At 57.9% G+C, this 20,270-nt stretch carries 20 protein-coding genes; 6 read left to right on the top strand and 14 right to left on the bottom strand.

What is annotated here, in order from left to right:
- Positions 1 to 24 precede the first annotated feature (24 nt).
- The 5 genes from FHW68_RS20425 to ppk2 form a co-directional block, all read right to left on the bottom strand.
- A complete protein-coding gene (locus FHW68_RS20425; RefSeq protein ID WP_183682704.1) occupies positions 25 to 552 on the bottom strand; it encodes an MOSC domain-containing protein in 528 nt (175 codons plus the stop codon).
- Positions 549 to 1,175, bottom strand: a complete 627-nt coding sequence (locus tag FHW68_RS20420; protein WP_095630608.1) for a DUF1780 domain-containing protein — start codon at positions 1,173 to 1,175, stop codon at positions 549 to 551. Before FHW68_RS20420 ends, FHW68_RS20425 begins: the two co-directional genes overlap by 4 nt.
- Before the next feature lie 109 nt (positions 1,176 to 1,284).
- Positions 1,285 to 2,406 carry an AI-2E family transporter gene (locus tag FHW68_RS20415; protein WP_095630609.1) on the bottom strand — a complete coding sequence of 374 codons (1,122 nt, stop codon included), beginning with the start codon at positions 2,404 to 2,406 and terminating at the stop codon, positions 1,285 to 1,287.
- Positions 2,407 to 2,438: 32 nt separating this feature from the next.
- The gene (locus tag FHW68_RS20410; protein ID WP_183682701.1) at positions 2,439 to 4,223 is read right to left on the bottom strand and encodes a SulP family inorganic anion transporter; all 1,785 of its coding nucleotides are present in this window, start codon (positions 4,221 to 4,223) and stop codon (positions 2,439 to 2,441) included.
- A 48-nt stretch (positions 4,224 to 4,271) separates the two neighbouring features.
- The gene (gene ppk2 / locus FHW68_RS20405; protein WP_183682699.1) at positions 4,272 to 5,096 is read right to left on the bottom strand and encodes a polyphosphate kinase 2; all 825 of its coding nucleotides are present in this window, start codon (positions 5,094 to 5,096) and stop codon (positions 4,272 to 4,274) included.
- Between the two features lie 423 nt (positions 5,097 to 5,519).
- Here ppk2 and FHW68_RS20400 point away from each other — a divergent pair, with 423 nt between their 5' ends.
- Positions 5,520 to 6,857, top strand: coding sequence for an MFS transporter (locus FHW68_RS20400; protein ID WP_183682696.1), 1,338 nt, complete (start codon positions 5,520 to 5,522; stop codon positions 6,855 to 6,857).
- 175 nt (positions 6,858 to 7,032) lie between these two features.
- Complete coding sequence (locus FHW68_RS20395; RefSeq protein WP_183682694.1) at positions 7,033 to 8,301, top strand: OprD family porin; 1,269 nt, start codon at positions 7,033 to 7,035, stop codon at positions 8,299 to 8,301.
- Between the two features lie 130 nt (positions 8,302 to 8,431).
- Here the strand turns inward: FHW68_RS20395 and dctM are convergent, their stop codons facing one another.
- The 4 genes from dctM to FHW68_RS20375 form a co-directional block, all read right to left on the bottom strand.
- The gene (gene dctM, locus FHW68_RS20390; RefSeq protein WP_183682691.1) at positions 8,432 to 9,715 is read right to left on the bottom strand and encodes a C4-dicarboxylate TRAP transporter large permease protein DctM; all 1,284 of its coding nucleotides are present in this window, start codon (positions 9,713 to 9,715) and stop codon (positions 8,432 to 8,434) included.
- Entirely contained in the window at positions 9,712 to 10,344 is a 633-nt protein-coding gene (locus tag FHW68_RS20385) for a TRAP transporter small permease (protein ID WP_052967642.1), read from the bottom strand. Before FHW68_RS20385 ends, dctM begins: the two co-directional genes overlap by 4 nt.
- 71 nt (positions 10,345 to 10,415) lie before the next feature.
- Positions 10,416 to 11,411 carry a TRAP transporter substrate-binding protein gene (locus FHW68_RS20380; RefSeq protein ID WP_183682688.1) on the bottom strand — a complete coding sequence of 332 codons (996 nt, stop codon included), beginning with the start codon at positions 11,409 to 11,411 and terminating at the stop codon, positions 10,416 to 10,418.
- 160 nt (positions 11,412 to 11,571) lie between these two features.
- The gene (locus FHW68_RS20375) at positions 11,572 to 13,026 is read right to left on the bottom strand and encodes a TrkH family potassium uptake protein (protein ID WP_183682685.1); all 1,455 of its coding nucleotides are present in this window, start codon (positions 13,024 to 13,026) and stop codon (positions 11,572 to 11,574) included.
- Between the two features lie 244 nt (positions 13,027 to 13,270).
- On the opposite strand from FHW68_RS20375, the gene FHW68_RS20370 reads away from it, so the two are divergent.
- Both FHW68_RS20370 and FHW68_RS20365 read left to right on the top strand, forming a co-directional pair.
- On the top strand, positions 13,271 to 13,960 hold the full coding sequence (locus tag FHW68_RS20370) for an energy-coupling factor ABC transporter permease (RefSeq protein WP_095630617.1): 690 nt from the start codon (positions 13,271 to 13,273) through the stop codon (positions 13,958 to 13,960).
- 63 nt (positions 13,961 to 14,023) lie between these two features.
- Positions 14,024 to 14,239, top strand: a complete 216-nt coding sequence (locus tag FHW68_RS20365) for a hypothetical protein (RefSeq protein WP_095630618.1) — start codon at positions 14,024 to 14,026, stop codon at positions 14,237 to 14,239.
- A 9-nt stretch (positions 14,240 to 14,248) separates the two neighbouring features.
- Here FHW68_RS20365 and yacG read toward each other — a convergent pair whose 3' ends face one another.
- Genes yacG through pilB form a run of 5 tightly spaced genes read right to left on the bottom strand, consistent with a single transcriptional unit; the run spans position 14,249 to position 18,860 of the window.
- Positions 14,249 to 14,449 (bottom strand): DNA gyrase inhibitor YacG, encoded by a 201-nt coding sequence (yacG, locus tag FHW68_RS20360; RefSeq protein ID WP_183682682.1) that lies wholly within the window; start codon positions 14,447 to 14,449, stop codon positions 14,249 to 14,251.
- Entirely contained in the window at positions 14,446 to 15,069 is a 624-nt protein-coding gene (coaE, locus tag FHW68_RS20355) for a dephospho-CoA kinase (RefSeq protein WP_095630620.1), read from the bottom strand. The genes yacG and coaE overlap by 4 nt, the downstream gene beginning before the upstream one ends.
- Positions 15,066 to 15,938, bottom strand: a complete 873-nt coding sequence (locus FHW68_RS20350; protein ID WP_095630621.1) for an A24 family peptidase — start codon at positions 15,936 to 15,938, stop codon at positions 15,066 to 15,068. Before FHW68_RS20350 ends, coaE begins: the two co-directional genes overlap by 4 nt.
- 1 nt (position 15,939) lies before the next feature.
- A complete protein-coding gene (locus FHW68_RS20345) occupies positions 15,940 to 17,157 on the bottom strand; it encodes a type II secretion system F family protein (RefSeq protein ID WP_095630622.1) in 1,218 nt (405 codons plus the stop codon).
- Between the two features lie 2 nt (positions 17,158 to 17,159).
- Positions 17,160 to 18,860 (bottom strand): type IV-A pilus assembly ATPase PilB, encoded by a 1,701-nt coding sequence (gene pilB, locus FHW68_RS20340; protein WP_183682679.1) that lies wholly within the window; start codon positions 18,858 to 18,860, stop codon positions 17,160 to 17,162.
- Between the two features lie 226 nt (positions 18,861 to 19,086).
- On the opposite strand from pilB, the gene FHW68_RS20335 reads away from it, so the two are divergent.
- Together FHW68_RS20335 and FHW68_RS20330 are read left to right on the top strand one after the other, a co-directional pair.
- The gene (locus FHW68_RS20335) at positions 19,087 to 19,509 is read left to right on the top strand and encodes a pilin (protein ID WP_183682676.1); all 423 of its coding nucleotides are present in this window, start codon (positions 19,087 to 19,089) and stop codon (positions 19,507 to 19,509) included.
- A gap of 314 nt (positions 19,510 to 19,823) precedes the next feature.
- Positions 19,824 to 20,180, top strand: a complete 357-nt coding sequence (locus FHW68_RS20330; protein WP_183682673.1) for a BON domain-containing protein — start codon at positions 19,824 to 19,826, stop codon at positions 20,178 to 20,180.
- The last annotated feature ends 90 nt before the right edge of the window (positions 20,181 to 20,270 follow it).

Raw genomic sequence — 20,270 nt, 5'->3', positions numbered from 1 at the left:
GAATGTGGAGAAGCTACAGGGCTTTTATCCTGGATTGAACGGAGCATAGCCGCTGTCCGGAATCGGCTCGACGTTCACCCTGTCGTCCAGGCGAATGATGCCACTTTGTAACACTCGGGCAGTGATTCCACCATGTCCGCGCACGGCCTGAAAAGTCCCGGGGCCGAGGTTGTTTTCCAGGCGTGCGCAGGGCTGGCACCAGCCCGTGGTTTCGAAAATCGCCTGGCCAATCCTGAAACGCCGGCCCTTGAGGCTGAACAGGTTGATACCGCTGACAACGATATTGCGTCGCAGATCTTGAGGTCGTACGGGTTGATCGTCCGGGCGGCCCATCAGCGAATGGATGACAGCCAGGTGCTCCCACTGAATCAAGGTCACCTGCCGCGCATTGCGCACACCGGGACGGGCATGATCACCGGTCAACCCGGCCTCGAGCCGCGCTTCCACGGCCTCGAGTTCGATCATTGGCGAGCGGGATTGCGGCCGCACCCCGATCCAGCGGACACGGCCTTGTTGCGGTACTTCGCCGATCAGTGCCTGCAAGGGGCTCACAGGCTGATCCCGACGTCGAAAACAATGCTGCGTCCCAGGTTGCCGCGCAGGAAGTCCGGGGCTTCCGGATGGGCGAACAACACTCGGGCGAAAGTCGGGCCGACCAGCGACAACGAGCGCCAACCCTGACGCAGGTATTCGGTGGGCGGTGGAAAGTGACTGTTGAGGTCCAGCACTTCGCGCTTGAGGCTGGCGAACGCAATAATGTCCAGCTCCCCCAGGTCCATGCCGCGTTCTTGGTAGTTGTGGGCTTTTTTGCGCAAGGTCGGCGCCAGTCTTAGCAGAAACTCATTGGCCGGGATGCGCCGGGGCTTGGCCTCGCGGCGCACCAATTGGCTCAGGGAAAACGCGCTGCGTCGGCGTTGCAGCTCGTCGCGCCATTCGTCGTTGAGGCGTCGACCCTCGTCGAGCACAAAGAACACTTCGAAGTTCGCGTCGCGGAACAACACGTCCGGTGGCTCTCCGGCGGGGGCAAATTCGTCGGCGCGATAGGGAATGTTCAGGCCTTGCAGCAGGCGCTGGCAAACCCAACGCTCACGCTCCCATTTGCGGGCATTGGAGAGGAACGTGTTGGCTTGCTCGGCCGCAATGGTCAGCAGGCGTAAATAATCTGAATCATCCATAGGCCCAAGCTTAGCGTTCAAATGTGATCTGAATAACACGTCTGTTGCAAAACAGAAAAGTCTGTCGGGATTTCTTCAGCCGTTTTGCTGGCATGCCTATGGGTGTTCATCAGCGAATATTTTCTGCCGCCGTATCAGGTACCTGATTATCTGGCCCGGGCTCTTGCGCTTGATCCACCCATTCCCAGAACAGCTGATAGCCGACCGCGAGTATTACAGGGCCGATAAACAGGCCAAGGATACCGCCCGTGACCATGCCGCCCAAGGCGCCGATCAGCACCACGGGCATCGGCACATCGACACCTCGCCCCAACAGCAGCGGTTTGAGGACGTTATCGACCAATCCTGCGATGAAGACATAAATGGCAAACACAATGGTCGCCGTACTCGCACCTTCGCTCATGAAAACAAAGACGATGACCGGCAGGGTAATCAGGCTTGCCGGTAATTGCATGATGCCAAGCAGCAGCACCGCCAAGGCGAGAAGGCCGGCGCCGGGGACGCCCATGAATACAAAACCGATACCCACCAACAGCATCTGGATGAAAGCGATGCCGACCACCCCCAATGCCACTGCCCGGATGGTGGCGGTGCACAGATCGGCGATTTTCGGCCCGTTGATTGGACCGCTGAAACGCGTAACGATTTGCACCGCGCTACGATGGCCGCTTTCTCCATACGCTAAAAAAATACCGGCAATAATCAGGGCGACGATGAATAAAAGGAGCCCCATGCCGACACCCGCAAGCTTGCTCAGCAGGGAAAGGCTGACACCTTTGATCTGCGGCATGAACTTGTGTGCCAGATCGGGCAGGTCAGTGGCGGCTTGCGCCCACACGTTATAAAGAGGTTCGCCCACCAATGGCCAGCTGGCTATCGCATCGGAGGGGGGCGGAATATGGAAACTGTCGGTCTTGACCATGGTCATGACCTTTTCCACGGAATCCGCAATCGAGGCGCCCAACAAATAAATAGGCACCATAAGAATACTGATGACGATCAATACGATCAGCGTCGCGGTGGCCCCGTCTTTATTCCCCAGCTTGCTTTTGAACCTGACTTGCAGGGGATAGAGGGTGATTGCCAGGATCACCGACCACAGCATCAGATCGAGGAACGGGCTAAATATCTGAAAGCAGAACATCACCAGAACGGCAATCACTCCGGCACGAATCAGTACATCGAGCAGGTCTCGGGAAAAAACCTTTTCGAGCGTGGGTATGGGAACCATGAATGACCTCCTGTAGAGACTGAACATGTCGCTCAGCGTCCCTTGTTCTCCCGACCCATCCAGTCCACCGGATGCATGGCGAGATAGCTGTCGACCGCTGAGCCTATTGTTGGAAAGAACGCTGTTTCACCCAGCCGCGCAAAAAGCCCGAATCGCTTCAGCTTGTCTTTGACCGGGTCTTTCATTTCGGCCACGCACAACTTGATACCCGCCGCATGTAACGTTTCGTCCAGTTCCGCCAACATGTCGGCGGAGGTCACGTCCACGCTGGTGACGGGTTCCGCCGCAACCACCAGCCAGCACACTGGCGTAGGCGATGCAGCCACGGCGTCCAGCACTCGGTCATGGAACAACTCGGCATTGGCGAAAAACAACGGCGCATCCCAGCGAAACAGGACCAGGCCGGGTACAAGGCGCGCGTCGGGATAGCGCTTGATGTCGTGATAACCCTTCACGCCATCCGCGCGCCCCAGGACGGCAGAGTAAGGACGCCAGCCATCCCACAGGAATTCGATGACGGCAATTACGATGGCCAGGCCGATTCCCTCGATCGCGCCCAGCACGGCCACGCCGACGGTGCAGACGATCGACAGCCAGAACTCCCAACGCTGGATTCGATAAATGCGTCGCAAGTCGGTGACCTCGATCAGGCCGATGGCGGATGCGATCACCACCGCAGCCAGGGCGCTGGTGGGTAAATCCTCCAGGAGGTCCGGTGCCACCATCAGCAATAAGGCAACCGCAAGCGCGCCGATGACTCCGGTCAACTGGGTTTTGGCGCCTGCGGCCTCGGCCACGGGCGTACGTGACGAACTGCTACTGATCGCAAAACCCTGAAAAAATCCGGCGGCCAGGTTGGCGACGCCGAGGCCCACCATTTCCTGGTTCGGGTCGACATAGGTGCGGGTCCGCGCCGCATAGACACGTGAGAGCACGCTGGTATCGGCAAACGAAACCAAGGCAACGGCGCAACCACCGATGAGGACGGGAACGATGTCGTCCCTGGTGATCCAGGGGATGGCGAACGCAGGCAAGCCTTGCGGAAGAGAGCCAAGAACTGACACTCCCGCACGCGCTGCAAGGTCCAGCACACCCACGGCGACGGTCGCCCCTGCCACGGCGATCAGAATGCCCGGCACGCGTTTGTTGCCCTTGAGCAGCAGAATCACGGCCAAGGTGCCTGCGCCGACCATGAAGGCGGTCCAGTTGGATTTTCCCTCCATGACCGCGGTAATGATCGCCCACAGGTTTCTCAGGGGGCCGTCGGACTCAATCGAAAAACCGAATAACTTGGGCAGTTGGCTGATCAATACCGTGAGCGCGATCCCGTTCATGTACCCATAGCGGATCGGTTTGGAAAGAAGCTCCGTGACAAAGCCCAAGCGCGCTATGCCGGCCAGGATGCACACCACCCCCGATACGATCGCCATCATGCTCGCAAGGGCGATGGCACGATGCGGATCACCGCCGGACAGTGGCAGGACGACGGCGAGAATGACGGCAGCCAGCGAGGAATCCGGCCCCAGCACCAGAATCCGGCTGGGTCCGAACAGCGCATAAGCGAGCAGCGGAACGATGGTCGCGTAAAGGCCATAAATGCCGGGTACGCCCGATGCCACCGCGTAGGCGATGCCGACAGGCACCAGCATCGTGGTCAGCACCAGTCCGGCCACGAAGTCGTGCCGCAACCAGGTTATTTTGTATTCGCGTAGCGTGCGCAGTCCGGGCAGCCAGCGACTCCAACCGGTGTCGCCGCTATTGCGATGGGCAATGCGGCCCGGTTCCGGGACGGGAGGCAAAGCATCCGAATGGCTCATAGGATGTGGCCCTTTGGTGTACAGCGCAGATTCGCTTGAACGTGCCGGTCAGAATTTTTCCGGAACGCGCCGCAATGGATAATTCGGTTCGCGATAGCTGCCTGATTTCTGCCGCTTGGGCAAAATCACCTTCTCGCGCGGTACATCCTTGTACGGAATACGGCTGAGCAGATCAGAGATGATATTGAGGCGGGCCCGTTTCTTGTCATTCGAGTTGGCCACAAGCCATGGAGCATGTTCGGTGTCGGTCGCCTTGAACATGTCGTCCCGCGCGCGGGAGTAGTCATACCAGCGGCTGTATGACTTGAGATCCATTGGCGTCAGTTTCCAGATTTTGCGGCCATCCTTGATCCGCGCTTCGAGCCGGCGGGTCTGCTCCTCTTCGCTGACTTCCAGCCAATATTTGAACAGCATGACCCCCGAGTCGACCATCATGCGTTCCATCAACGGGGCCAGGGCCAGGAAACGGGTCACCTGTTCATCGGTACAAAATCCCATCACACGCTCGACCCCGGCGCGGTTGTACCAACTGCGATCGAAAATCACCACTTCGCCGGCCGCTGGCATGTGGGCCAGGTAGCGTTGAATGTACATCTGGCTCTTCTCGCGATCGGTCGGGGCCGGTAGCGCCACCACCCGAAAGACACGCGGGCTTACCCTCTCGGTGAGCGCCTTGATCGTCCCCCCTTTGCCGGCACCGTCGCGCCCCTCGAACACGACACAAACCTTGATGCCCTTATGCTTCACCCATTCCTGCAACTTGACCATTTCGACATGCAGCTGGCGTAGCTGCTCAAGATACTCTTTGTTCGTCAGTTTCGAGGGGGCAGCAGAGTTACGTTTAGCAGGGGTTTTCTTTTTTTGTTTTGCCATAACCAAATCCTCACCTATGCCAGTTTCGGATTACCGATAGATTTGCGATGCACGATCAGTGTGCGGATCGCGCATTGCTTCAAGCAAACCTGGCGTCCGTCGTGGACGGCCTGCTGCTCTTGACGTTCAACTTCATCACTAATCGCGTGAGTCTAGTCGATGATTCAACCCTCTACAGGGTTGCCGCAGGTTCCTGGAACACGCCTGCTTCGATCAGGTTGGACACGCGTATAACCCGCCTCCGCGGCCGGGTGGCATGCCCACGGCACGCCTCAGCCCACACTCGATTCAGGGCCTTGCACAAAACGGATAGCGATCTGCGCAAAGCGGCTATTGCCCCGTGCCCGGCGTCTCTACCCTCGGCTGTACGGACGTTAGCCGCGTTACCGACTCTTAAAAAAACAACAACAAGAGATAGATGCCATGCGCAAGATCGACGTACATGAGCTGATCGACAACGCTCGATTCAACCGCTTTCACTGGATGGTGCTGTTCTGGTGCGCCCTGATCATCATCTTCGACGGATACGATCTGGTGATCTACGGCGTGGTGTTGCCGATGCTGATGAAAGAGTGGGGGCTCAGTCCTCTGCAAGCCGGGGCATTGGGAAGTTACGCGCTGTTCGGGATGATGTTCGGCGCGCTGTTTTTCGGCCCGCTGTCGGACAAGATTGGCCGCAAGAAAGCCATCACCCTGTGCGTGATGCTCTTAAGCGGTTTTACCGTGCTCAATGGATTTGCCCGTAACCCCACCGAGTTTGGTCTGTGCCGGTTCATTGCCGGCCTGGGTATTGGCGGAGTGATGCCCAACGTCGTGGCGCTGATGAACGAGTACGCGCCGAAGAAAATCCGCAGCACGCTGGTGGCAATCATGTTCAGCGGCTATTCGGTGGGCGGCATGCTCTCGGCGGGGCTCGGCATCGTGCTGATCCCCAGCTTCGGCTGGCAGTCAGTGTTTTACGTGGCGGTGCTGCCGTTGCTGTTATTGCCGTTGATCATGTACTTCCTGCCCGAGTCGGTGGGTTTCATGCTGCGTCAGGGGCGCAATGAAGAGGCGCGCAACGTTCTGCAACGGGTTGACCCGGCTTACGTTGCACTCGCCAGCGATCAGTTGCACATGAGCGAAGTGAAGGGCGTCGGGACCCCGGTGTTGCAACTGTTCCGTGAGGGCCGCGCGCTGCGCACGCTGATGCTGTGGCTGGCATTTTTCTGTTGCTTGCTGATGGTCTACGCCTTGAGTTCCTGGCTGCCGAAACTGATGGCCAACGCCGGTTACAGCCTGGGCTCGAGTCTGTCGTTCCTGCTGGTGCTTAACTTCGGGGCCATTTTTGGCGCGGTTGGCGGCGGTGTGCTGGGCGACAAGCTCAATCTGCCGCGTGTGCTGGCGGTGTTTTTCGTTGTGGCTGCGGTATCGATCACCTTGCTGGGCTTCAACAGTCCGATGCCGGTGCTGTACCTGCTGATCGCCCTGGCCGGCGCCACCACCATTGGCTCGCAAATTCTGCTGTACGCCTGCGCCGCGCAATTTTATTCCATGACCATTCGCTCCACCGGCCTGGGCTGGGCTTCAGGCATCGGCCGCAACGGCGCGATTGTCGGCCCGCTGCTGGGCGGTGCCTTGCTGGGGGTCAACCTGCCGCTGCAACTGAATTTCATGGCGTTTGCCTTGCCGGGTGCGGTGGCGGCCCTCGCCATGACCGTGTTTGCCATCAGCAGTCAGCGTAGCGCTGCTGCCCGGACGTTGACGCCCACCAGCGCTTGAACCAGGCGGCGGGCGGCACGGTGGCATGCCACACCACCGCTTCAGGCATGTCGCTGTCGGGTGTGTCCGCCGTTTTTTTGGAGGCTGATTTTCGGCGTCGTCGCACACGGGCTGTTGAGTGCCCGACGCCTCAGGTCACTTCAACCTGTCGATCAATAACAATAAGAGAACAGTGATGAAACAGATTCTTCCAGCAACCGGTTCAGTGTTGTCCATGGCGGTCGTCTCGAGTTTCTCCGCTGGTGCGATGGCGGCCGAGAGTGGCTTCATCGAAGACACCACCGCCACCTTGCAAGCACGCAATTACTACTTCAGCCGAGACTTTTCCGACATCGTCGGGGCCAACCAGCAATCGAAGGCTGAAGAGTGGGCGCAGGGCTTCATCCTTAACGTCAAATCCGGTTATACCCAAGGCCCGGTCGGTTTTGGTGTGGATGTCATCGGCCTGCTCGGCCTCAAGCTCGACAGCAGCCCGGACCGGGTCAACACCGGTTTGCTGCCGGTGCGCGATGAAGGGCGCGCGGCGAATGAGTACAGCCGTCTGGAAGGCGCGCTGAAGATGCGCTACTCCAGGACCGAGCTGAAAGTGGGGGAGTTGCAACCCAACGTGCCGGTGCTGGCCTTCAGCGATATCCGCTTGCTGCCGCCCAGTTATCAGGGCGCAAGCATCAGCTCCAATGAAATCGATGGCCTGACCTTGCAAGGCGGCCACTTGAACTCGACCAGCCTGCGCAACGAGGCCGGCGATGAAAAGATGCAAGCCATGCTCGGTCATGTTCCCCAGCGTCAGGTCAGCGGTGATGGTTTCAACTTTGCTGGCGCCGATTACGCCTTCAATGACAAACGCAGCTCGGTCAGCGCCTGGTTCGGGCAACTGGAAGACATCTACCAACAGCGCTTTCTCGGTCTCAAACACAGCCAGCCGATGGGCGATTGGACCTTGGGTGCCAACCTTGGCTACTACGATTCGCGCGAAGACGGCAAAAAATTACTGGGCAATATCGACAACCAGGCGTTCTTCTCATTGCTGTCGGCCAAGCGCGGCGGCCACACGTTTTATGTCGGCTATCAAGGTATGTTCGGCGACAGCGCCTTCCCGCGGGTGTTTGCCAACATCTCACCACTGGGCAACGAGGTGCCGACCTACGAGTTCGCCTACACCGATGAGCGCTCCTGGCAGGCGCGTTACGACTATGACTTCGCTGCCCTCGGCGTGCCCGGCCTGACCAGCACCGTGCGTTACATCACCGGCCATAACGTCGACACCGGCAAGGGCTTTGAAGGCAAGGACCGCGAACGTGATCTGGACATCGGTTATGTGCTGCAGAGCGGCAGTCTCAAAGGCCTCGGGATCCGCGTGCGCAATGTGATGGCGCGTTCCAATTACCGCAGTGATATCGACGAAAACCGCCTGATCCTCAGCTACACGTGGAAGCTGTTATGAGTCTGGGCGCAGTTACCCATGGCTTCGTACTCTACGTGCTGGGTCTGGCCCGGATGATCGATATGCTCCATGGAGCATGCCGTCCTCCCGGCCAAGACTTTCAGCGCAATGTTTGGGCCTGCTCACTCCTTTACATCATCCCGAGCGAGTTCGGCAGAACCAGAGAAATCCACGGAACATAAGTAATCAATATCAGGAACAGCAGCAGGATGATCAGCCAAGGCATCGCTGCACGGATGGTGGCGGTCAGTGACATGCCGGTCACCGCCGATGTGACAAACAGGTTCAGACCCACGGGCGGCGTAATCAGACCGATCTCCAGGTTCACCACCATGATGATCCCCAAGTGAATCGGGTCGATTCCCAACTTCATGGCAATCGGAAACATGATCGGCGCCAGGATCAGGATGATTGCCGAGGGCTCCATGAAGGCGCCAGCTATTAACAACACGATGTTCACCACGAGCAGGAATGTCACCGGTGTCAGACCCGCGCCGATGACCCAGGCGGTGATTTGTTGAGGTAATTGCTCGGTGGTCAGTACGTGGGCGAAGAGCATGGCGTTGGCGATGATGAACATCAGCATGATGCTCAGCTTGGCGGATTCGAGCAGTACCTTTGGTATCTCGCGAAACGACATGTCCTTGTAGACGAATAGCGCAATGAACGCCGCATAGACCGCTGCCACGGCCGCCGCCTCGGTCGGGGTGAACATTCCGCTGTAGATGCCGCCCAGGATGATGAACATCAGCAGCAGGCCCCAAATGGCCTTGCGTGCTGCACTCAACCATTCACGAACAGTCGCCCGTGGCATGGCGGGCAAGTTCTTCCTCACGGCGACGACGTAGATGGCCACCATCAGCGCTGTACCCAGCAGCAGGCCGGGCACCACGCCGGCCATGAACAGCTTGCCGACCGAAGTTTCCGTCGCCGCGGCATACACCACCATCACAATAGACGGAGGAATAAGAATCCCCAGGGTGCCGGCGTTGCACACAATCCCGGCACCGAACGCCTGTGGATAACCGGAGCGGACCATCCCCGCAATGGCAATGGAACCTACGGCGGCGACTGTTGCGGGGCTTGAGCCGGACAACGCGGCGAACAGCATGCACGCCAGTACGGCCGCGATGGCCAGACCGCCGCGAATATGCCCAACGCACGCGTTGGCAAAATCGATCAAGCGCCGCGCCACCCCGCCCGTGGTCATGAAGGCGCCGGCCAGCAAAAAGAACGGAATGGCCAGCAATGTGTAGTGCTCGGAGGTCTCGAACAGCTTGATGGCCAATGAGCGCACGGAGTCAGGGCTGAAAAAAATGATCGTCAGCGAACCGGCCAGGCCCAGGGAAATGGCGATGGGTACACCGATAAACATCAGTGCGAACAGAGCAGCGAAGAGGAAAAGAATAGTCATTTCTTGTCATCCTCATGCTCGGTCAGTTTCATCACCTCCGCAGCCTCGTCCGCCAGGCCCAGGCCCGTTTGACGGTTTTGCACAATGCGCACCAGGATCTCGGCAAAGCGGATGAATACCAAGGCAAAACCCACGGGCACAATCAGCCCGATGTGCCATTGCATGATGCCGTAATGACCGAGGTCCTCGGCACCGATGTCGGCGATGAACAAGGTTTGAATCCATTCGAAACTGGCGACGCTGAGCAGGCCCGCATAAGCCAGACTGCAGAGGCAGGCAATGATGCCAATGATTCGCTGAACCGGTTTGCTGGCCAGTTTCACCAAGGCATCGACACCGATATGCCCCGCGGTGCGCACGCCATAGGACAAGCCAAAAAAGATCAGCCAGGCAAACAAGGCCTTGGTCAGCGATATGCTCCAGGTCATGGCCTGGGCCATCCCCATGACGCTGTCGCCAATCGCGAATAAGGGTTCGCTGGCGCTCTGCCACTGCTCGGCGAGGCTGTAGAAAACGCTATAGAGGTTGTTAAGGATGACGTAGACGAACGTGACCAGCGTCATTGCCGCCAGCAGGAAGACGATAAAACCTTCTTCGAAGTGATCCCAGATTCGCCGTAAGGCATTCATGAGTGGCATCTCCCGATCGAGTGATGACGATGAAACAGGGGCCGCCCTTTTGGGCGGCGCCCGCCGGCAGATTACTGAGCCTGGTTGGCGGCTTCGGCGGCCTTGATCAGGTCGGCACCGATATCGCCTTCAAACTTTTTCCAGACCGGTTTCATTGCTTCGCGCCACTTGCCACGTTGTTCCGGGGTCAGGGTGATGATTTCAGTGGTTTTGGCGTTGATGATGCTCTGTTTGGCATCCTGGTTCAGTTTCTCCGCGTCTTTGTTCACCTGAGTGGTGACCTCGACGATGACCTTTTCCAGCTCGGTTTTTATATCCGGCGGCAGGCCAGTCCAGAACCGGGTGTTGGTGATCAACATGTAATCGAGCAAGCCATGGTCGGATTCAGTGATGAACTTCTGCACTTCGTGCATTTTCTGGCTGTAGATATTCGAGTAAGGGTTTTCCGCGCCATTGACGACGCCGGTCTGCAGGCCCTGATACACCTCGGCGAAGCTCATCTTGCGAGGGTTGGCGCGTACTGCCTTGAATTGCTCCTCGAGCACCGCCGAAGCCTGCACGCGAAATTTCAAACCGCGGGCATCGCCCGGTTCACGCAACGCCTTGTTGGCCGACAACTGCTTCATGCCGTTATGCCAATAGGCCAGACCGGTGATGTTCTTGCTTTCCATGGACTTGAGAAGCCCTTGGCCGTCAGGGCTTTGCTGGAAGCGGTCGACTGCGGAGATGTCATTGAACAGAAAGGGCAGATCGAACAATTGCAGCTTGGGTGTGTATTGCTCGAATTTGGCCAGCGACGGCGCAATCATCTGCACATCGCCCGACAACAGTGCCTCCATTTCCTTGCCATCACCAAACAGCGAAGAGTTTGGATAAACCTCTACCTTGACCTTGCCGGGCAGACGTTCTTCGACGAGTTTCTTGAACAGCAGGGCGCCTTGGCCTTTAGGCGTTTGTTCGGCAACCACGTGAGAAAACTTGATAACGACGGGATCAGCCGCCAGCGTCAGGCTCGACGCGCCCAGCGCGAGTGTGCAGGCGACCGCGCTCCACAATGATTTGAGCATTAGATGTTCCTCTTGTTTTAGTTCTCGTGCCGTTCATGTCTGAAACGCATTTGCACGGTGGACAAGAGGAGTCTAGGCAATAAATCACCATTGGTCGTTGGGGCAGGATACGTTCTCAATGGGTTTGCGGCGCGGCGGGGAAACGCATTGAGAACCCTCGCTAGTATTTCCAGAAAACCGGGATGAACAGCACCAGAACGGTGAGGATCTCCAGTCTTCCCAGCAGCATGCCGATGGTTAGCAGCCATTTGGCCGAATCGGGCAGTGTCGAGAAGTTACCTGCCGGGCCAATGATCGAACCAAGGCCTGGCCCCACATTGCAAACGGCGGTGGCGGCGCCACTCAATGCAGTGGTCCAGTCCAGGCCGATGAGCGCCAGGCCCATGGCGATCACTGCGATGGTGATGGTGAAAAAGAATGAAAACGTCAGGAGTGAGCGGGCGATGTCTTCATCGATGGGGCGATTGTTGTATTTCTTCTGGATGACGGCGCGAGGATGAATCAATTGTTTCAGGCTGCCCATGAGCAAGGCGCCAGCCACTTGAAAACGAAAGATTTTAAGGCCGCCGGCAGTGGAGCCGGAGCAGCCGCCGACAAAGGTCAGATAAAAAAACAGCAACACGGAGAAGCTGCCCCATAAGGTGTAATCCCCTAGCGCCACGCCGGTCGTCGTGACCACCGACGTCACGTTGACCGCCACGATCCGGAACGCTTCCCACCAGCCGTACTCGCTGTGCACGTACAACCAGGTGCCGAACAGCAGCCAGGTAATGAGCAAGAAGCCAATGAAGCCGCGTACCTGATGATCGTTGAACAAGGCCTGTTTATTCCCGCGCAACAGGCTCACATACAGCGTAAAGGGCAGGCTGCCCAGAATCATGATAACCACCGACACCCAATGAATGGCCGGTTGCGTCCAGTGCGCCAGAGACGCATCGGAGGTGGAAAATCCTCCCGTGGAAATCAACGCCATTGCATGGTTGATGGCTTCGAACGGCGTCATTCCGGTTAACCACAGCGCCAACGTGGAAATCGCGGTCAGCCCCACATACAGCCCAAGAATATACTTGGCGGCGACATGGGAGCGCGGTGTGACCTTCTCCGACCAGTCGGATGATTCGGTCTGAAACAGCCGCATCCCCCCGACCCGTAATAGCGGCAGGATGGCCACGGCCATGCCGATGAAGCCGATCCCGCCCAGCCAATGCAGCATTGAACGCCAGATCAGCAACCCGGGGGAGGCGGTGTCCAGGCCAGTCAGAATGGTCGATCCGGTGGTGGTGATGCCGGACATCGTTTCAAAAAACGCGTCGGTGTAACTGATGTGCTGGATAAAAACCATGGGCAATGCGGCAAACATGCAGACAACCACCCAACTGGCGGTCGTCAGCATGTACATATCGCGGGGACGCAACTGAGCGTTTTCGGGACGTCCCTTGTTAATCAGCAGCAGCCCGGACACCACCGTGATCAGGATTGACCATAGAAAGGCTGACATCTCATCGTTGCGTTCATAGATCACCAGCGTGAGCAGCGGTATCGCCATGCTCACCGCGAGCGTGATCAGAAAAATACCCAGGATGAAACCGATAAACCGCAAAACCGCAATGGACATAGATAACGCCTGTCTTGTTAGCGCCGCGCAGTATCGACTGGCTTGTGGTTTTGTCTCGTAAAGTTTGCGTAATGTTTTTGATCCTTCGAGGTCTCTACTCGCCGGGGTAAACGCGCGACACGGCCAGTCAGAACGCCGGTATAGACTGAGAGCTATCACGATGGGAGAGACGCGTGAAATATAGAACAGTGTTGCTGCACAGTCTTGCGCTTATGCGGACCTCGCCGCCCAGGAAGGCACGCCCATGATCGGCGCCGAACTGCTGTCACAGCAAAGTCTCACAGTCGGCTGGCTGATTTACGTGCCGGTGGTGATCTGGGCTGCGTGTCGAGTGCCATGGGTCGAACTGTTCAGCGATAGTCGCCGTCAGCACCTGTTGTTCGGCACGGTGTTCGCGCTGTTCATGCTCTGGCTGGTGCGACGGGATTTCGATACCGGAGTGTCCTATCACTTCATCGGCATGACGGCCGTGACGTTATTGCTCGATTGGCCGTTGGCGATTGTCGGTGGATTGGTCGCGCAAACAGGATTGGTGTTGCTCGGGCGGCAGGACATGGTGGCCATGGGGGTCAACGGCGCGCTGCTGATTCTGCTGCCGGTGCTGATTACCGAATGCTGCGCCATCCTGGTCGAGCGCGCGCAGCCGCGTAATCCGTTTGTGTACATCTTCTGTTCGGGTTTTTTTGCCGCTGCATTGTCGGCCCTGTTGTGCCTGACGCTGGCGCTCACGCTGCTGTGGTACGACGAACGTTTCGCCATGCCGTATTGGCTGGCAGATTTTGTCGGCTACCTGTGGCTGCTGATTTTCCCGGAAGCCTTTATCAACGGCATGGTGGTCAGCGCATTGGTAGTGTTCTGCCCTGAGTGGCTGGAGACGTTCAATCGCACACGCTACCTTTCGGCCCCCTGGAAAGACGACGATCCCAAATCTTGATCCACATCAAATCCAAAAAACATTGCCGAATCCATGCTCTGGAAAACCTTCAGGAGCAATGGCATGAGTGTGTATGAGTGGGCCCGGCAGGAGTTGCGTCAGAGTCTGGATGTGGCGCAAGAGGTGGGCTTCGATCCAGGATTGAGCCTGCGCGCCTTGCTCAGTGCGGTGGTGCAGCAGAGCAAGGCGGTACGCAATCCAGAAGACCTGGCCGATGAGTTGCGGTTTCTCGCCGAGAACCTCGACGAGGGCCAGGACTATGGCTTTATGCGGCCCTGAGGGGCGGGATCAGTGGCGCGGGGCGAAGTCTTCGCTGAACATTTCGTCTTCGGCATCCGGGCTCACCGGGATCTTGTGTTCTTCTGACGCCCAGGCGCCCAGGTCGATCAGTTTGCAACGGTCTGAACAGAATGGCCGGAACTTGTTTTCCGGGCTCCATTCGACAGGGGCGCCACAGGTTGGGCAATCGACGGTCGGGATTTGGCTCATGACTGGCCTCCAGGCAAAGTAAGGTAAAAATGATGCAGGCGTTCGACCTCGCTGTGCAGCCAGGCGAGGTCGCGGTCGTTGACCACCACATCGTCGGCATGGCTCACGCGGTCCTGTCGGCTGGCCTGGGCCTTGAGGATCGCCTGGACCTGCTGTTCGCTGGTCTGGTCACGCTGCAGGGTGCGTTCGATTTGTAACTGTTCCGGAGCATCGATTACCAAAACCCGTTGGGTCATGGCGTACTGCCCGGACTCGATCAGCAGTGGCGAAACCAGAATCGCGTAAGGCGATTGTGCCTTGGCCAGATGCTGAGTGATTTCTTCGGCGATCAGCGGATGCAACAGCGCTTCGAGCCAGCGGCGTTCCTCTGGCACTTCGAAGATCAGCTTGCGCAGCGCGGCGCGATCCAGTTGGCCGTCGGCTTGCAGCACGCCGGGGCCAAAGTGCTCGGCGATCTTCGCCAGTGCCGGGCGCCCCGGCTCCACCACCCAGCGAGCCGCATGATCGGCGTCCACCACGTGCACGCCCAGATCGATGAAGTGCTGGGCGGCGGCGCTTTTGCCGCTGCCTATACCGCCGGTCAGGCCGAGAATCCAGGGTTTTTTCACAGGGGTATTCATTTCAAACCGATGAACTGCCAATAGAAGCCGGTTATTTGACCACCCCAGAGCAAGGCAATCCAGCCGGCAATGGCCAGATAGGGGCCAAAGGGCAGCGGCGTCGAGGTTTTCGCGTCTCGCAGGCGCAGCACAACCACCCCGATGATGGCGCCCAGCAGCGATGACAGCAGGATGGTCAGCGGCAGGATCTGCCAGCCGCCCCAGGCCCCAAGCATCGCCAACAGCTTGAAGTCACCGTAGCCGATGCCATCCTTGCCGGTGATCAGCTTGAACAGCCAGAACACCGTCCACAGCGCCATGTAGCCGGCCACCGCGCCCCAAAACGCGTCATGCAGTGAAACGAAGAGCCCGAAACTATTGACGATCAGCCCCAGCCATATCAACGGCAGCACCAGCACGTCCGGCAACAGCTGATGCTCGGCGTCGATCAGGCTCATCGCCAACAGGCCCCAGCTCAGGATCAGCACCATGCAGGCCTGCCAGCCGAAACCGAAATGCCAGGCGACGAACGCCGACAGCACGCCGCAGGCCAGTTCGGTGAGCGGGTAACGTTTGCTGATCGGCGTGGCGCAGTTCGAGCATCGCCCGCGTAAAAACAGATAGCTGAGTAGCGGAATGTTTTCCCACGCTCGAATCCGATGGCCACAGTCGGGGCATTCGGAATGAGGCAGTATCAGGTTATAAGTCGGGGCAGGGGCTTCGGGGGGCAAGTCCAGGACGTCATGGGCCTGCAAGCGCCATTCACGCTCAAGCATTTTCGGCAGGCGCCAGACCACCACGTTGAGGAAACTGCCGACCAGCAAACCGATCACCGATGCGGTGATCGTGAAAGCCAGCGGGTCGAGACTCAGAAATTCGTTCAAGGACATATCAGATCGCTGAGCCGAGTTGGAAAATGGGCAGGTACATCGCAACCACCAGGCCGCCGACGATAACCCCCAGCACCACCATGATGAAAGGCTCCATCAGGCTGGTCAGGTTATCGACCATGTTATCCACCTCGTCCTCGTAGAAGCTTGCGACCTTGTCGAGCATGTCGTCCAGTGCGCCAGACTCTTCGCCGATGGCCGTCATCTGGATCGCCATGGTCGGAAAGATGCCGGAGGTGCGCATGGCAAAATTCAGCTGCATGCCGGTTGAAACGTCCTGTCGGATGCGTAACACCGCTCGCTTGAACACAATGTTGCCGGTTGCGCCCGCCACTGAATCCAGAGCCTCGACCAGTGGCACGCCGGCGGCGAACGTCGTCGACAAGGTGCGGGCGTAACGGGCCACGGCGGACTTGTACATGAGCGCGCCAACCAACGGCAGTTTCAGCAGCCAGGTGTCCATTCGGTCCCGAAAGCCCGGGGACTTTTTGAAAGCATGGCGGATGCCGAAAATCAGCGCACCCAACATACCCAGCACCATCCACCACCAGGCCTGCAGGAACTCCGACAAGCCGATGACCATCACGGTGAACGCTGGCAGTTCGGCGCCAAACCCCGAGAACACCGACTCGAACTGCGGCACAACCTTGACCAGCAGAATCCCGGTCACAATGATCGCGACGAACACCACCGCCAGCGGATAGGTCATGGCTTTCTTGATCTTGGCCTTGAGGCTTTCGCTCTTTTCCTTGTAGGTCGCAACCCGTTCCAGCAGGGTATCCAGAGCGCCGGCCTGTTCGCCGGCATCCACCAGGTTGCAATACAGTTCATCGAAGTACTGGGGCTTTTTGCGCAGGGCCGCGGCGAAGCTGTTGCCGGCCGCGACTTCCTGTTTCACCTCGTCCACCAGCTTGCGCATGTTCGGGTTATCGAAGCCTTCGCTGATAATGTCGAACGATTGCAGCAACGGTACGCCGGCTTTCATCATGGTCGCCATCTGCCGGGTAAACAGGGCAATGTCCAGAGCCTTGATGCGTTTGCCGGCGTTGAAAATGGACGCGGTTTTTTTCCGCACCTTGCCCGGGTTGATCCCTTGCTTGCGTAACTGAGCCTTGATCAGCGCGGGATTCTGGCCGGTCAATTCGCCGGTCATTCTTGCGCCTTTTTTGTCGGTGCCTTCCCAGGCATATACGCTGATTTTCGCTGCTTTGACCGCCATGTTCAGTCCTTCGTGACCCGGTTGATTTCTTCAAGGCTGGTGATGCCTTGCATGGCCTTGAGCAGGCCCGAAGTACGCAGGTCGTTGAATCCGTCCTTACGCATCTGGGTGTCGATTTCCAGTGAATTGCCTTCGGCCATGATCAGCCGTTGCAGGTCAGGGGTGTTCTTTACCACTTCATAAATCCCTACTCGCCCTTTGTAGCCGTTGTTGCACTGATCGCAACCGACCGGTTCATAGATCGTGAACGAGCCGATGCGTTCCTCGGGAAAGCCTTCCTTGAGCAATGCCTCACGGGGAATCTCGATGGGCTTTTTGCAATGACTGCACAGTTTGCGCGCCAGCCGCTGGGCGATGATCAGGCTGACCGACGTCGCGATGTTGAACCCCTGAATCCCCATGTTGTGCAAGCGGGTCAGGGTTTGCGCGGCGCTGTTGGTGTGCAGGGTCGAAAGCACCATGTGCCCGGTCTGGGCAGCCTTGATGGCGATTTCGGCGGTTTCGAGATCACGGATTTCACCGACCATGATCACGTCCGGGTCCTGACGCAGAAACGAGCGCAGCGCCTGGGCGAAATCCAGTCCTTGTCTGGGATTGACGTTGACCTGGTTGATGCCTTCGATGTTGATTTCAACCGGGTCTTCGGCAGTGGAAATATTGATGTCGACGGTGTTGAGGATGTTCAGCCCGGTATACAGCGATACGGTCTTGCCCGAGCCGGTGGGGCCGGTCACCAGAATCATTCCCTGTGGCTGCTTGAGCGCGGCGATATACAGGTCTTTCTGGTCGGGTTCGTAACCGAGGGCATCGATGCCCATTTGGGCACTGGACGGGTCGAGGATCCGGATCACTACCTTCTCGCCCCACAGGGTCGGCAGGGTGTTGACCCGAAAGTCGATGGACTTGCTTTTGGACAGGCGCATCTTGATTCGCCCGTCCTGGGGTTTGCGCCGCTCGGAGATGTCGAGACTGGCCATGACCTTCAACCGCGAAGCAATGCGGTTGGCCAGTTGTGTCGGCGGCCTGGCGACCTCCCGCAGCATGCCGTCGGTGCGCATCCGCACGCGGTAGATTTTTTCATAGGGTTCGAAATGCAAATCGGAAGAACCGCTCTTGATCGCGTCGAGCAGCATCTTGTGAACGAAGCGCACCACCGGCGCGTCATCGGCGTCTTGCCCCACAAGGACGTCTTGTTTCTGCTCATCGACCGATTCGATGTCCAGCCCGTCGAGGTCGACATCGGCCATGTCTTCCAAGCCGGTGGAGTGGTTGTCGAAGAATTTTTCGATGGCGTCGCTGAGCTTGTCTTCTTCCACCAGGATGGCTTCGGTGCTCAGCCCGGTGCTGAACTGAATGTCGTTGATGGCCTGGTGATTGCTCGGGTCGGAGATTCCCACGAACAGCTTGTTACCACGCCGCCAGAGGGGCAGGGCATGGTGCTGACGGATCAGCTTCTCACTGACCAGGCCTCGGGGTTGGGTGTCCTTGTCCAGGCAGTTGAGGTCCAGCAGGGCCATGCCGAAATGCTCGGAGGCCACCTCGGCGACCTGCCAGCTTTTCAGCAGTTTGTTTTGCACCAGATAACTGACCAGCGAAATTCGATTGCGTTGGGCTTGCTGATACGCCTGTTGCGCACTTTGGTCAGTGATCAGCTCGGCCAATACCAATTGCTTGGCCAGACCGCTAAGGGCGATGTCATTCATTGGGGTTCCGGACGCAGACAGTGAATGACTTATAGCCTAGTCAAGCAATGGAGCCAAACCAGCTGGGGGGTGGTGACAAAAAGTGTCAGATAGTGCGGATCCGTGGACCAGGAAAGGTCTTTACCGCAATCTTTCGCCCAGCAGGCAGGGCCACGCGCGGCTTGGCATGACCTGTGCTGTACCTTGTTCAGATCATGAGATTCCGACTCATGCATGGAGCCTGTCTATGAAAAATCAAAATGGTTTTACCCTGATCGAACTGTTGATCGTGGTGGCGATCATCGGGATTCTGGCGACGTTTGCGTTGCCGCAGTATTCGAAGTACCAGGCGCGGGCGAAGGTCACCGCTGCGGTTGCAGAAATCTCGGCACTGAAGGTGCCTTTTGAAGACATCATCAATCAAGGCACCGATATTGCCACCCCCGCCGGGATCGGCGCGGCGAGCGCCACGGGTAATTGCACGATTTCGGCAACGGGTACCGCCTCTTCCGGTGCGGGCACTATTGGCTGCACGATTCTCAACGCACCGGGGCCGGTGCTCGGCAAAACTGTCACGCTTTCACGCACACTTGCCGGTGGCTGGACGTGCGCCACAACAGTCGATGCAGAATATGCTCCTAAAGGTTGCCCTCCCACTCCCGCCAGCTGATCCATTCATCTTGTCAATGCCTCGCGTTTAACAACGCGGGGCATTTTTTTGTTCGCTGTTTTTGGGGCGATTCAGATAATCGAGAAACCCCCAACAATTCATGGCCTTAAGCCTGCGTTAAAACCCGCATGTTGCATGTAGATAATTTCGCAGTCATGCAATTTGCATGATTCCGAAAATTACCGTTGTTACTAACTAATTGATTTATAAGCATTTATTTTTTATTGAACAGTTGGCACAGCGTTCGCACTCTCTCCAGTAACCCTGCTGACAAGACACGCAGCAGACTTTCCAGAAATACAGGAGTTACTTGTATGAAGAAGTTCGCTATCGCTGCCGCTACTGCTACCGCGTTGACCCTGACCATGGCCAACGCCGCATTTGCACAGACCACCCAAGCGACTCAGGCACCCTTGATGCTGGCCGCCGGTGAAGTCACTGAAGCGAAAGAGGATGTTTCCGATACCTGGATCACGACCAAAGTCAAAGCCGATCTGCTGACCGAAAAAGGCATTCCTGGCACTGACATCAAGGTCGAAACTAACAAAGGCGTTGTTTCCCTGTCTTCCATGACTGTTCTGACTGATGCTCAGAAAACAACCGCCGTGGCTATTGCCAAGAAAATCAAAGGTGTCAAAGCGGTTTCCGCTGATGGCCTGAAATCCGAGTAAGGCAAGGCTTCTCGCCTGGACCGGGAGAAGGTGCGGTGGACGGGCCGAGTCATACGTCTGCCGCCACTTGACGGTTCATGCGCAAGGCCA

It is taken from the genome of Pseudomonas sp. Tn43, assembly GCF_014192635.1.
In the GTDB taxonomy this organism is placed as follows: Bacteria; Pseudomonadota; Gammaproteobacteria; order Pseudomonadales; family Pseudomonadaceae; genus Aquipseudomonas.
This window is presented reverse-complemented; position numbering and strand designations above follow the sequence as displayed.

What these genes read in the sequence shown, in the direction of transcription:
- FHW68_RS20365 (WP_095630618.1), top strand. Translation starts at nt 14,024, where the DNA reads ATGAGTGTGTATGAGTGGGCCCGGCAGGAGTTGCGTCAGAGTCTGGAT.
- FHW68_RS20415 (WP_095630609.1), bottom strand. Translation starts at nt 2,406, where the DNA reads ATGGTTCCCATACCCACGCTCGAAAAGGTTTTTTCCCGAGACCTGCTC.
- FHW68_RS20375 (WP_183682685.1), bottom strand. Translation starts at nt 13,026, where the DNA reads ATGTCCATTGCGGTTTTGCGGTTTATCGGTTTCATCCTGGGTATTTTT.
- FHW68_RS20330 (WP_183682673.1), top strand. Translation starts at nt 19,824, where the DNA reads ATGAAGAAGTTCGCTATCGCTGCCGCTACTGCTACCGCGTTGACCCTG.
- pilB (WP_183682679.1), bottom strand. Translation starts at nt 18,860, where the DNA reads ATGAATGACATCGCCCTTAGCGGTCTGGCCAAGCAATTGGTATTGGCC.
- FHW68_RS20335 (WP_183682676.1), top strand. Translation starts at nt 19,087, where the DNA reads ATGAAAAATCAAAATGGTTTTACCCTGATCGAACTGTTGATCGTGGTG.
- ppk2 (WP_183682699.1), bottom strand. Translation starts at nt 5,096, where the DNA reads ATGGCAAAACAAAAAAAGAAAACCCCTGCTAAACGTAACTCTGCTGCC.
- FHW68_RS20345 (WP_095630622.1), bottom strand. Translation starts at nt 17,157, where the DNA reads ATGGCGGTCAAAGCAGCGAAAATCAGCGTATATGCCTGGGAAGGCACC.
- FHW68_RS20420 (WP_095630608.1), bottom strand. Translation starts at nt 1,175, where the DNA reads ATGGATGATTCAGATTATTTACGCCTGCTGACCATTGCGGCCGAGCAA.
- FHW68_RS20370 (WP_095630617.1), top strand. Translation starts at nt 13,271, where the DNA reads ATGATCGGCGCCGAACTGCTGTCACAGCAAAGTCTCACAGTCGGCTGG.
- coaE (WP_095630620.1), bottom strand. Translation starts at nt 15,069, where the DNA reads ATGAATACCCCTGTGAAAAAACCCTGGATTCTCGGCCTGACCGGCGGT.
- dctM (WP_183682691.1), bottom strand. Translation starts at nt 9,715, where the DNA reads ATGACTATTCTTTTCCTCTTCGCTGCTCTGTTCGCACTGATGTTTATC.
- FHW68_RS20385 (WP_052967642.1), bottom strand. Translation starts at nt 10,344, where the DNA reads ATGAATGCCTTACGGCGAATCTGGGATCACTTCGAAGAAGGTTTTATC.
- FHW68_RS20410 (WP_183682701.1), bottom strand. Translation starts at nt 4,223, where the DNA reads ATGAGCCATTCGGATGCTTTGCCTCCCGTCCCGGAACCGGGCCGCATT.
- yacG (WP_183682682.1), bottom strand. Translation starts at nt 14,449, where the DNA reads ATGAGCCAAATCCCGACCGTCGATTGCCCAACCTGTGGCGCCCCTGTC.
- FHW68_RS20395 (WP_183682694.1), top strand. Translation starts at nt 7,033, where the DNA reads ATGAAACAGATTCTTCCAGCAACCGGTTCAGTGTTGTCCATGGCGGTC.
- FHW68_RS20400 (WP_183682696.1), top strand. Translation starts at nt 5,520, where the DNA reads ATGCGCAAGATCGACGTACATGAGCTGATCGACAACGCTCGATTCAAC.
- FHW68_RS20380 (WP_183682688.1), bottom strand. Translation starts at nt 11,411, where the DNA reads ATGCTCAAATCATTGTGGAGCGCGGTCGCCTGCACACTCGCGCTGGGC.
- FHW68_RS20350 (WP_095630621.1), bottom strand. Translation starts at nt 15,938, where the DNA reads ATGTCCTTGAACGAATTTCTGAGTCTCGACCCGCTGGCTTTCACGATC.